The organism is Massilia rhizosphaerae, from assembly GCF_016093545.1.
Classification (GTDB): domain Bacteria; phylum Pseudomonadota; class Gammaproteobacteria; order Burkholderiales; family Burkholderiaceae_D; genus Telluria; species Telluria rhizosphaerae.
This window is the reverse complement of sequence record NZ_JADKYX010000018.1, coordinates 40,878-54,282: the sequence shown is the minus strand read 5'-3', so window position 1 is coordinate 54,282 and position 13,405 is coordinate 40,878. Positions and strand designations below refer to the sequence as shown.

The window sequence follows — 13,405 nt, the reverse complement described above, 5'->3', positions numbered from 1 at the left end:
ATCCGATGATCGATTTTGTGGAATATGTGGTTGGGGAGTTGGCGGGCAAGCGCTTGTCGAAGGCCGACGCGCTGGCGCTGATTGCCCAGTTTCGCGGCCAGGCCGGCACCGAAGTCCTGCACCCGCTGCTGCACCGGAACACCTCCGACCTGACCCGGCACAGCTACGGCACGACGTTCGACGCCGGCGCGTTCTATCTGCGCGATCACGTCGTCGACGGACGCAAGGTGCTGCCCGGCGTCGCGTATCTCGAAATGGTCCGCGCCGCGGTCGCGGCGGCGCTGCCGGACGAGGAAGGCGCCATCGGCCTCGCCAACGTCGTGTGGGCCCAGCCCATCGTCGTGGACGACGCGGCGCACGTCACGCTCGCGCTGTATCCGGGCGATGGACCGATCGACTACGAAGTCTGCGGCGACGTGGCCGCCGCCGACGGCGCCGCGCAGGCGCCGATCCATTCGCAGGGCCAGGCCGTCGTGCTGGCGCGCGCGGAGGCGCCCATGCTCGACCTCGCGCGCCTGGAAGCGGAGACGGCGGACGGGCAGTTGGACGCGGCGCAGGTCTATGCGGCCTACGGCAGGATGGGGATCGTCTATGGCCCGGCGCACCGCGCCGTGACCGCACTGCGCCGGGGCAGAGAGCAAGTGTTGGCGCGCCTGGCGTTGCCGCACGCGGTCGCGGACACGCTGGACGACTACGTGCTGCATCCCAGCCTGCTGGACGGCGCGGTGCAATCGGCCATCGGCTTCATCGAGGATTTCGAACGGCTGCCGGCGCGTCCGAACCTGCCGTTCGCCGTGGAATCGGTGCGGATCTTCGCGCCGTGCACGCGCGAGATGGTCGCGTGGCTGCGCCTCGCGCCGGGCAGCTCGGCCGGCGACCGGGTGACGAAGCTCGACATCGACCTGTGCGATCCGCAGGGGCAGGTCTGCGTGCAGCTGCACGGCTTCACGTCGCGCACATTGAACGAGGACGCCGGACCGGGCCTGATGTACGCGGCGCCGCAATGGGAAGTGGCCGCGATCGGACAGGGTGGGACACAGGCATGGGCAGCGCGCCACGTCCTCGTGAGCGCGGCGGCCGGCGGTGACATGACGGCGCTGCGGGCCGCCATCGGCGACGCGCGCTGCGTGCGCCTGTCCGGCGACGCGGACGGCGACCCGGCGGCGTACTACCGCGACGCGGCGACCGACTGCTTCCTGCACATCAAGGAACTGCTGGCCGCAAGACCGCAGGGGCGCACGCTCGTGCAGCTCGTCGTTGCGCACACGCCCGCCGACGGGCTGCTCCTGGGCCTGGCGGGCCTGCTCAAGACGGCCGCGCTGGAAAATCCCCTGCTGGCCGCGCAGATCGTCGTGACCAGCGCGGCGGACGACGCGCAAGCGCTGGCGCGCCAGCTCGCGGCGGAGGCCGCGGATGCGCAGTCGGGCGTCGTCCGCTATGTGCGGGATGAACGGCAGGTGCTCGCATGGCGCGAGCTGGACGCGCCCGCCGAGGCGCCCGCCTCCGCATTCAAGGACGGCGGCGTCTACCTCGTCACCGGCGGCCTGGGCGCGCTGGGCCGGCTGTTCGCGCGCGCCATCCTCGAACGGACGCACGGCGCCACGGTCGTTCTCACCGGCCGGGCACCGGCATCCGCGCAGACTGCCGCCGTCCTGGCCACGTTGCCCGCGCAAGGAGGGTATGTCGACTATCGCCAGCTCGACGTCTGCGATGCGGGACAGGTGCGCGCCGTCGTCGCTGCCGTCCTCGCGCAGCACGGCCGGCTCGACGGCATCCTCCACGCCGCGGGCATGACGGACGACGGCTTCATCCTCAACAAGACGGAGGAAGCGTTCGCGCGGGTGCTCGCGCCCAAGGTCGCCGGCACGGTCAACCTGGACGAAGCGACGCGCGACGTCGCGCTCGATTTCCTCGTGCTGTTCTCGGGCGGCGCGGCGGTGACGGGCAACGTCGGGCAGGCCGACTACGCGGCCGCCAACGGCTTCATGGACCGCTATGCCGCCTACCGTAACGCCCTGGTGCTGCAGGGCCGGCGCCGGGGCTGCACGCGTGCCGTCGATTGGCCGCTGTGGGAAGAGGGCGGCATGGGCGCGGACGCCGCGACGCAGGAGCGGCTGAAGCGCGTCGCCGGGCTGGTGCCCATGCGCACCCGCACCGGCCTGTGCGCGTTCGACGCGAGCCTGGCGCTGCCGCACGACCAGGTGCAGGTGGTGGAGGGCGATTTGCGCCTCGTGCGCGCGGCGCTGTTTGCGCAGCCGAGCGCCGTCGAGCCCGAGCCGGAGCCGATCCAGGCCGGGCCCGCGGCCGGCGCCGATCTGCAGGAAAGCACGGAAGCCTTCCTGAAGAAGCGCTTGTCGGCGCTGCTCAAGCTGCCCGCGCACCGGATCGATGCCGCCGCGTCGTTCGAGAAGTACGGCATCAATTCGATCATGACGATGAACCTGACGGCGGAGCTGGAGAAGCTGTTCGGTTCGCTGCCGAAGACGCTGTTCTTCGAATACCAGACGCTGTCCGAGCTGGCCGCGTACGTCGTCCGCCAGCATCGCGTCAGGCTGGAAGCGCTGTTCGGCGCGCCGGCCGCCGCGCCGATGCCGGCGGTGCCGTCGACGCCTGCGCCGGCGCTGCCGGCACGCGTCCGCGCTCCCGTCCGCCGCGCCGCCCTGCGCAGCGCGGCCGGTGACGGCGACGCAATCGCCATCGTCGGCCTGAGCGGACGCTATCCGGGCGCCGAGGACGTCGAACAGTTCTGGCGCAACCTGCGCGACGGAAAGGACAGCATCGTCGAGGTGCCGCCCGAGCGCTGGAACTGGCGCGACTACTTCAGCGAGGACCGCTCCGTCGCCGGCCGCCACTACAGCAAATGGGGCGGCTTCATCGACGGCGTCGACGAGTTCGACGCGCTGTTCTTCAATATTCCGCCCGTCGACGCCGAACGCATCGACCCGCAGGAGCGCCTGTTCCTGCAGCATGCGTGGATGGCGCTGGAGGACGCGGGCTACACGCGCGCCAGCCTGCAGATCCCGCGTGCGCAGGACCAGGCCGGCCAGGTCGGCGTGTACGTCGGCGTGATGTACGGCGAGTACCAGATGTTCGGCGCGGAGAGCAGCCTGCTCGGCGAGCGCATGGTGACGCCGGCCAGCTATGCGAGCATCGCCAACCGCGTGTCCTACTTCCTGAACCTGCACGGGCCGAGCATGGCCGTGGACACCATGTGCTCGTCGTCGCTGACGGCCATCCACCTGGCTTGCCAGGACCTGCGCCTGGGCCGCACCGACGCGGCGATCGCCGGCGGCGTCAACGTGACCATCCATCCGAACAAATACCTGCTGCTGAGCGCCGGCCAGTTCATCGCGAGCGACGGCCGCTGCCAGAGCTTCGGCGTCGGCGGCGATGGCTATATTCCGGCCGAAGGCGTGGGCGCCGTGATCCTGAAGCGGCTGTCGGATGCCCGGCGGGACGGCAATCACATCTACGGCGTGATCCGGGGCGGCGCCCTGAACCACGGCGGCAAGACCCATGGCTATTCGGTCCCGAACCCCCAGGCCCAGGCCAGCGTCATCGCGCGGGCGTTCCAGGAATGCGGCGTCGATCCGCGCCACGTCGGCTATATCGAAGCGCACGGCACCGGCACGAAGCTGGGCGACCCGATCGAGATCGCGGCACTTTCCCAGGTCTTCCGGCGCAGCACGGGGGACAACGGGTTCTGCCTGATCGGTTCCGCCAAGTCGAATATCGGCCACGCCGAATCGGCGGCGGGCATCGCCGGCCTCACCAAGGTGCTGCTGCAGATGCGGCACCGGCAGATCGTGCCGTCGCTGCATTCGGCCGCGCTCAATCCCAACATCGACTTCGACGATTCGCCGTTCGTCGTCAACCAGGCACTGTGCGACTGGGAGGCGCCGCAGGTCGATGGACGGGCGCTGCCGCGCATCGCCGGCATCTCGTCGTTCGGCGCCGGCGGCTCCAATGCCCACCTCGTCGTGCAGGAATACGTGCCGGCCGCGCCGGCGGTGGTGATGGACGGCCGGCCGGCCGCCATCGTGCTGTCCGCGCGCACGCCCGAGCAGCTGACGCAAAAGATGCAGGACCTGCTGGCGTTTGTCCGGCGCGACCCGGCGCGCGTCGACCTGCACGCCGTGGCCCGCACGTTGCAGGCCGGCCGGGAGGCGATGGAGGAACGCTTCGCCCTGGTCGTGGACTCGGTCGGGCAGCTGGAGCAGGATCTGCAGGCCTGCCTGGATGGCGCCGACCAGCCCGACAATTGCTATCGCGGGCAGGCCGCCCAGGGCGTCGACGCGGTGGCGCTGTTCAAGGCCGACGCCGACCTGCAGGCCACGGTCGCCAAGTGGATCGCGGCGCGCAGGCTGCCGCGTCTTCTCGAGCTGTGGACCCGGGGGCTGGAGCTCGACTGGGACCAGTTGTACGGCGACCGCAAGCCGCGTTTCGTGAGCCTGCCCACGTACCCGTTCGCGCGCGAGCGCTGCTGGATCGCGCGGCCGGCCGGCACGCCGGCGGGACAGGGCGCCGTGCTGCACCCGCTGCTGCACCGGAACACGTCCGACTTCACACAGCAGTCCTATCGCACGACCTTGACCGGCGCCGAGTTCTTCCTGGCCGACCACCGCGTGACCATCGCCGGCGCCGCGGGACGGAAAGTGCTGCCGGGCGTCGCCTACCTCGAGATGGCGCGGGCCGCGGTGGCGCAGGCGCTGCGCGCCGGAGACGACGCTCCGGCGCTGGAATTGCGCAATGTCGCGTGGACCCGGCCGCTCGTCGTGGATGGCCACGTGGACGCGGAGATTACGCTGGCGCCGGACGACGGCGGCCAGGTCGATTTCGAAGTCCACACGGCGGCCGGGGACGAAAGCGTCGTGCATTGCCAGGGCCGGGTGGCCGTGGTCGCGCCGGCCGCCGGGCAGCGGATCGACGTCGCACAAGTCAGGCAGTCGATGGGCCGCGGCCGGCTGGACGCGCAGCAGGTCTATGCCGCCTATGCGCGCATGGGCCTCCATTACGGCCCCGCGCATCGCTCCATCGCAGCGATCGCGCTGGGCGACGGGCAGGCGCTGGCCGAATTGCGCCTGCCCGCGTCGATCGAGGCCGATGCGCCGGACTACCTGCTGCATCCGAGCCTGATGGATGGCGCGCTGCAGGCCGCCATCGGTCTGCTGGACTGGCGCGAGGATCCGGCGGGACCGGCGCGCCTGCCGTTCGCGCTCGGCGCGCTGCAGGTGCAGGCGCCCTGCGCGAGCGAGATGCTGGCGTGGGTCCGGTATGCGGAGGGCAGCGGGCCGGCCGACGCCGTCGTCAAGCTCGACATCGATTTGTGCGACGCGGAGGGTCGTATCTGCGTGCGGATGCGGGACCTGTGCGCGCGCGCCCTGGATGCGCAGGCCGCGGACGATGGTGCCGTCAGCCTGGTTGCCGTGCCGGCGTGGGAAACCGCGGCGCCGGCGGCGACGATGGACGAACCGGCGACGCATCATGTCCTCCTGTGCGACATGCAGAACGTCGACGCCGACGCGCTGGCGCACCTGCTGCCCGGCGCCCGGTGCGCAAGGTCGGACGCTCCTGCCGGCAGCTCGCTGGCCGCGCGCTACGCGCACCACGCGCACGCGCTCCTCGCCCAGTTGCGCGCACGCCTGCAGCGCGGGGAGGGCGGCGCCAACCTCCTGCAGGTCGTCGTGCCGGGAGACGACGACGGCCAGGTGCTGGCCGGGCTGGCCGGCATGCTCAGGACCGCGCGCCTGGAAAACCCCGGTTTCATCGGCCAGTTGATCGTTGCCGCCCCGGACACGACGGCCGCCGCGCTGGCGGACCAGCTGCGCCAGGACGGCCGGTCGGGCGATGTGCTCGTCCGGTACGCACAAGGCCAGCGCCAGGCCTTGCGCTGGCGCGAACTGCCGTTCCAGGACGGCGCCGCCGACGTGGTCTTCAAGGACTGCGGCGTGTACCTGATCACCGGCGGGCTCGGTGGCCTCGGCCTGCTGTTCGCGGGCGAGATCCTCAAACAGGCGTCGCGGGCCACGGTGGTCCTGACCGGCCGCGCGCCGCTGGACGCGCATAAACGGGCGGCGCTCGACAGGCTGCCCGCGCGCGCGGGCCGGGTCGAATACCGCCAGCTCGACCTTGCCGATGCCGCGCAGGCCGGGCAACTGGTCGCCGCCATCGTCGGCGAGCACGGGCGGCTGGACGGCATCGTGCACAGCGCGGGCATGACGGCGGACAGCTTCATCCTGAAGAAATCGGATGACGAGCTGGCCGCGGTGCTGGCGCCCAAGGTGACGGGCACGCTGCACCTGGACCAGGCCACGGCGGACGTCGACCTCGACTTCTTCGTGCTGTTTTCATCGGTCAGCAGCGCCCTGGGCAATGTGGGCCAGGCCGATTACGCGGCGGCCAACGGCTTCATGGACCACTTCGCGGCCTGGCGCAACGGCAAGTCTGCGCGCGGACAGCGGCACGGCCGCACCGTGGCGATCAACTGGCCGCTGTGGCAGGAAGGCGGCATGCGGATCGACGCGGCGAGCCGGGAACTGCTGTTCCAGGCGAGCGGCGCGCGCCCGCTGCGCACCGTGACCGGCATCGCCGCATTCCACCGCAGCCTGGCATCGAGCCACGGCCAGGTGCTCGTGCTGGAAGGCGATGTGGCGCGGCTGCGGCGCATGATCGCGGGCGAGACGCGGCGCGCCGTCGTGGCGGCCGCGCCGGCGCCGGCAGCCGTGGTGCCGGCGGCGGGCGCCGACGATGCGCGCCTGCTGGAGCGGACCACGGACCACCTGCGCAAGCAATTCTCGGACGTGCTGAAGGTGCCCGCGCAAAGAATCGACGCGCGCGCGCCGCTGGAGCACTACGGCATCGATTCGGTCGTGGCCATGAAGCTGACCAATGTGCTGGAACAGACCTTCGGCTCCCTGCCCAAGACGCTGTTCTTCGAATACCAGACCATCGCCGGCCTGGCGGGCTATCTCGTCAAGTCGTTCCCGGCCGTGGCGCGCCAGTTGCTCGACCCGGCCAGCGCGCCCGCGGCGCAGCCGGCGGCCCCCGTGGCCGCGCCGGCGCTGCCCGCGCTGCGCCGCACGGGCCGCTTCCCGTCGGCGTCCGCGCCGCGCGAGCGCGCCGTGGCGATCGTCGGCGTGAGCGGCCGCTATCCGATGGCGGAGAACCTGGACCGGTTCTGGGACAACCTGAAGGCCGGCCGCGACTGCATCTCGGAAGTGCCGCCGGAGCGTTGGGACCATGAGCGGTACTACGATCCGGACCGCAGCAAGGCCGGCAAGACCTATGCCAAATGGGGCGGCTTCCTGACCGACGTCGACAAGTTCGACCCTCTGTTCTTCAATATCTCGCCCAGGGAGGCGGAGATCATGGACCCGCAGGAGCGCCTGTTCCTGCAGACGGCCTGGCAGACCATCGAGGACGCCGGCTACAGCCGCGCAAGCCTGGCGGGACGGCGGGTCGGCGTCTACGTGGGCGCCATGTGGGGGCATTACGAGTTGTTCGGGGCGGATGCCGCGTCGGGCGCGATCCCCACGTCGTCGCACGCGTCGATCGCGAACCGGGTGTCCTATTTCTTCGACCTGCGCGGCCCCAGCATGGCGCTCGACACGATGTGCTCGTCGTCGCTGACGGCGATCCACCTGGCGTGCGAGGAGATCCGGCGCGGGAATATCGACGCGGCGCTGGCCGGCGGCGTGAACCTGTCCATCCATCCGCAGAAATACCTGAACCTGAGCCAGGGTAACTTCGCCGCGAGCGACGGCCGTTGCCGCAGCTTCGGCGCGGGCGGGGACGGCTACGTGCCGGGCGAAGGCGTGGGCGCGGTGCTGCTCAAGCCCCTCGAGGATGCGCTGCGCGACGGCGACCAGGTCTATGCCGTCGTCCGCGCCAGTGCACTGAACCACGGCGGCAAGACCAATGGCTACACGGTGCCGAATCCGAATGCGCAGGGTGACCTGATTCACGACGCCATGAAGCGGGCCGGCGTCGAACCGGACACGCTCGGTTACGTGGAAACGCACGGCACCGGCACGGCGCTGGGCGACCCGATCGAGATCGCCGGCCTGCAGCAGGCGTTCGGCGCTTCAAAGGGCCGCAACGGCCGGCTGCCGATCGGCTCCGTCAAGTCGAACATCGGCCACCTCGAAGCGGCGGCCGGCATCGCCGCCGTGACCAAGGCACTGCTGCAACTCAAGCATGGACAGCTGGTGCCGTCGCTGCATGCCGAGCCGCCCAATCCCAACATCGATTTCGAGCACTCGCCGTTCCGCGTGCAGACTTCGCTCGCCGACTGGACGCGCAGCGGAACGAATCCGCGCCGTGTCGCGGTGAGCTCGTTCGGCGCGGGCGGCGCCAACGCGCACCTGATCCTGGAAGAGCATGTCGATACGCGCCCCGTGCGCGCCGGCGCCGATGGCACGCCGCACGTCATCCTGCTGTCGGCGCGCGACGCGGCCGCACTCGATCGTCACGCCGCCGGCATGGCCGCCTTCCTCGAGGATTGCGCGGACCTGCCGTTGGCCGACATCGCGTACACGTCGCAGGCGGGCCGCACGCACATGGCGGCGCGCCTGGCCGTGATCGCGTCCAGCGTCGCCGGCCTGAAGGACAAGCTGGCGCGCTGGATCGCGGCGCGCGAGGCCGACGACGTGTTCCACGCGAACACGCATGACCGGGCCTACGACGCCGGACAACTGATCCAGGGCGAAGCTGGCCAGGCGTTCCTGCGTGGCCTGCTGGCGGGCGGGGACCTGGCGAAAGCGGCCACGCTGTGGACCATGGGCGCCGACATCGACTGGTCGCCGCTTCATGCCGGCGCCGCGCCGCGCAGGGTGAGCCTGCCCGCCTATCCGTTCGCCCGGGAGCGGTACTGGATCCAGGCCGCGGCGCAGCCGGCAGAACCCGCCGCACCGGCCGCCGTCGAAGAACGGCGCAGGTTGTACTACCGCCCGCAGTGGACGGCGACACCGCTGGCCGGCACCAATCCGCCGGCCGGCCCGATGCTGGTCCTCGACGATTCGGACGCCTTCTTCGCCGCGTTGAACGCGCGGGTCGACGGCGGCGGCATCAACCTCGCGCTGCCCGGCGGCGCATTCGCGGAGATCGCGCCGGGCGTGTTCACGCTCGATCCGGCCAGCGAAGCGCAGTTCGGCCAGCTCGTGGCCGTGCTCGAGGCGCGGGGCCAGGTGCCGCGCGTCGTCCTCCATCGTCATGCGCCGGCTGACGCCGCCGCGGCGCTGCGCCTCGGCGTGGGCGCCCTGCAGAACGCATGCAAGGCGCTGATCGGGCGGAAAGCCGGACGGGTGCGTTTCCTGTCGATGTTCGACGGCGGCGACGAAGCGGCCATGCCGTTCGGCGCCGCGCTCGCCGGCTTTTACCTGAGCCTGAACCTCGAACACCCGGGCTACGAAGCGAAGGTCGTGGACATCCGTTCGGCGCCGGCCGGCGTGGACGAGCAAGTCCGTATCGCACTGGCGGAGCTGGGCGCGACCGATAGTGCGATGGCCGAGATCCGTTACGACGGCGCGGGCGTGCGTCATGTACGCTCGTTCGTCGCTCATGACGCCAAGCCGGCCGCGCCCGTGCCGCTCAAGCAGGGCGGCGTGTACCTGGTGACGGGCGGCCTGGGGGGCCTGGGCGGGATCGTCGCCGACTATCTGGCGAAGCAAGTGGGCGCGCGGCTGGTGCTGGTCGGCCGTTCGGTCCCGTCGGCCGCGCAGGCGCGGCGGATCGCGTCCCTCGCGGCCGTGTACCTTCAGGCCGACGTGGCGCGCCTGGCCGACGTCGAGGCCGTGGTGCGCGAGGCGAAGGCGCGCTTCGGCCGCATCGACGGCGTGTTCCACAGCGCCGGCGTCACGCGCGACGCCTTCCTCCTCAAGAAGACGGCCGACGAGTTGACCGCCGTGCTGGCGCCGAAGGTCGACGGCACGCTCAATCTCGAGCGCGCGACCCGCGGCGAGGCGCTCGACCTGTTCGTGCTGTTCGCGTCCGTCGCCGGCGCGTTCGGCAACGTCGGCCAGTGCGACTACGCCTACGCCAACCGCTTCCTCGACGCGTTCGCCGAGCAGCGCGAAGCCTTGCGGCTGGCGGGCCGGCGCAGCGGCAGGACGCTGTCCATCGACTGGCCGTTCTGGGAAGAAGGCGGCATGGCGATCCCCGCCGACGCGCTCGCGTTCTCCGCCGAGCACATGGGGATGGCGCCGCTGCCGACCAGCGAAGGCATCCGCTGCCTCGAGGACCTGCTGGGGGCCGGGCTGGCGCAGGCGGTCGCCCTGTACGGCGTGCCCTCGAAAATCAAGGCGCACATGGCGCGGCGCGCGGCACCGGCCGCCGCGGCCGTACGTACTGGCGGCGCGGCGGCCGATCCGGCGCTGCGCCTGGCGCAGACGCAGGACTACCTCAAGACCCTCGTCGGCGCCGAGATCAAGCTCGCTCCGGAACGGATCGATGCGCGCGAGCGGTTCGACGCGTTCGGCATCGATTCGATCGCCGTCGGTCGCCTGAACGAGGCGCTGGCGCGCGCATTCGGCGCGCTGCCGAAGACGCTGTTCTACGAATACGAGAGCATCGCCGACCTGGCGCGCTATCTGGTGCGCGAGCACGCGGACGCGCTGGCGGCCCTGTTCGGCGCGGATGCCGGCGCCCAGCCGGTGGACGACGCGCCGGCCGCGGAGCCGGTCGCGCCGCCGGTGGCCGCGCGGCCGATGGACGCCGCGGAACCGATCGCCATCATCGGCGTGCACGGCTACTATCCGCAAGCGCGCGACCTGGACGATTATTGGGCGCACCTGCGCGATGGACGCGACGTGGTCGGCGCCGTCCCGGCCGACCGTTGGGACGCGCAGCAGTTCTACGACCCCGATCCGAGCCGCGCCGCGGACGGCAAGATCTACTGCAAATGGGGCGCGTTCCTGGACGGCGTCGACCGGTTCGACGCGCCGTTCTTCAACATCGAGCCCGACGAGGCGCGCGCCATGGACCCGCAGGAGCGGCTGTTCCTGCAATCGGTGTGGTCCGCGCTGGAAGACGCCGGCTACACCCGCGACAGTCTCAAACGCCGCTTCCCGAAAGCGCGCAGCGCCGGCGTCGGCGTGTTCGTGGGCGTGACGACGCAGTCGTACCAGCTGCTGGCGGGCGAAGGCGCGGCGGCGAGCGCGCTGCCGTGGTCGATCGCGAACCGCGTGTCGTACTTCTTCGATTTCCAGGGGCCGAGCATGCCCGTGGACACGGCCTGCTCGTCGTCGTCGGTCGCGATCCACCTGGCGTGCGAAAGCCTGAGGCGCAACGAATGCCAGGTCGCGGTGGCCGGCGGCGTGAACCTTTACCTGCACCCGTCCAAGTACCAGGGACTGTGCCGCAAGCGCATGCTGGCGCGGGAAGGCAAGTGCCGCAGCTATGGCGCCGGCGACGACGGCTTCGTGCCGGGCGAGGGTGTGGGCACGCTAATCCTCAAGCCGCTGGCGCGGGCGATCGAGGACGGCGACACGATCCACGCGGTGATCCGCGCCAGCGCGGTTGACCACAGCGGCCGCTCGAACGGCTACGCCGCGCCGAATCCGAATGCGCAGGCGGCGCTCATCGGCCGCGCGCTGGACGCGGCGGGCATTCCGGCGGAGTCGATCGGCTACGTCGAAGGCCACGGCACCGGCACCCAGCTGGGAGACAGCCTGGAAGTGGCCGCGCTCGCGCAGGCGTTCGGCCAGCGGACGGACAAGCGCCAGTTCTGCGCGCTCGGCTCGGTGAAGGCCAACATCGGCCATGCCGAGTCGGCGGCGGGCGTCGCGGCCGTGACCAAGGTCCTGCTGCAGATGAAGCACCGCCAGCTGGCGCCGTCGCTCCACGCCGACGTCGCGAACCCGAACATCGAGTTCGAGCGTTCGCCGTTCCGCCTGCAGCGGCGGTTGTCCGACTGGACGGCCGCGCCGTCGCATCCGCGCCGCGCGCTCGTCAATTCGTTCGGCGCCGGCGGCGTGAACGCGTGCGTGGTGCTCGAGGAATACGTGCCGGTGCATGCGGCGCGGCCCGTGGCGACCGGCCCCCGGCTCATCGTGCTGTCCGCCAGGACCCCGGCGGGCCTGCGCGACCAGGCGCTGCGGCTGCTCGCCCACATACGCAAGACGCCCACGCTCGACCTGGCGGACGTGGCGCACACCCTGCAGGTCGCCCGCGAACCCATGCCCGAGCGCCTCGCATTCGTGGCGCATGACCTGGCCGACCTGGCCGCGACGCTGGAACGGTGGATGGACGACGAGTCCTGTGCCGGCGTCGCGCGCGGTAGCCTCGATCCGCGCAGCGCCGCCAAGCGGCTCGACGAGCGGATCGCGGCGCGCGACCTGGACGCGCTGGCACGAGCCTGGACCGCCGGATACGCGATCGCCTGGGACGAACTCGATCCGGACGGGACGGCGCGGCGCATCCCGCTGCCGACGTATCCGTTCGCGCAGCAGCGCCACTGGGTGAACGAGACGCCACGGCCCGCCGCGCGCATGCCGGCCCAGTTGCACCCGCTGATTTCCCATAACTCGTCGACACTGCGCGAAGTCGCCTTCACGTCGATGCTGTCGGGCGACGCCTTCTACGCACGCGACCACCAGGTGAACGGACGGCGCGTCTTTCCCGGAGCCGGCCTGATCGAGCTGGCCTGCGCGTCCGGGACCTTGGCGGCCGGCCGGAGCGTGCGCAGGATCCAGAGCATCGTGTTCGTCCAACCGCTCGTCTTCGGCACCGGGCAGCAGCCGGTCCAGGTGTCGTTGCGGCCGGCGGACGACGACGCGGAATACATCGTCACGTCGTACGACGCGGACCGCGAAAAGGTGGTGCATGCCGAGGGCGTGCTCCGGTTCCAGGACGGCACGGACGAACCCCGCGCCGACACCTTCCTGCCGCTCGCGGACCTCATCCGCGCCTCGTCGCGCGTGGTGGACGGCAGCGAGTATTACCGCCGGTTCGCGCAAGCGGGCATCGTCTACGGGCCCGCGTTCCGCACGATGCGGAAGCTGCACATCGGCGCGTCGTTCGCGCTGTCCACGTTGTCGCTTGCGGACGGGCAGGGCGAGGGCGTCGAGGATTTCATCCTCCATCCGAGCCTCGTAGACGGCGCCCTGCAGACCGTGGCCGGCATGGCGGGCGGAGGGGAAGCGTCCGTGCCTTACCTGCCTTTCGCCATCGACGAGATCGAGATCCTGCACCCGCTGTCGCGCACCTGCCACGTCCACGTGGAAGAGGCGGAACCGCGGGCGGCGGGTCGGGCGGACGTCAGGAAATTCAATATCAGGATCGCCAACGAACGGGGCCTGGTGCTGGTCGCCCTGAACAAGTTCTGCGTGCGGGCCTTGCCGCCCGCGCCGAAGAATCCACCGCCATGCCCGGAGCGTGACACGGGTGCCAACTTAGCCTAGAGAATGCC

Annotated in this window: 1 protein-coding gene; it reads left to right on the top strand. The window is 71.2% G+C overall.

Annotated elements, in window-relative coordinates; all coding sequences use genetic code 11:
* Nucleotides 1–5 precede the first annotated feature (5 nt).
* Nucleotides 6–13,397 carry an SDR family NAD(P)-dependent oxidoreductase gene (locus tag ISF28_RS22760; RefSeq protein ID WP_198119457.1) on the top strand — a complete coding sequence of 4,464 codons (13,392 nt, stop codon included), beginning with the start codon at nt 6–8 and terminating at the stop codon, nt 13,395–13,397.
* Nucleotides 13,398–13,405 lie beyond the last annotated feature (8 nt).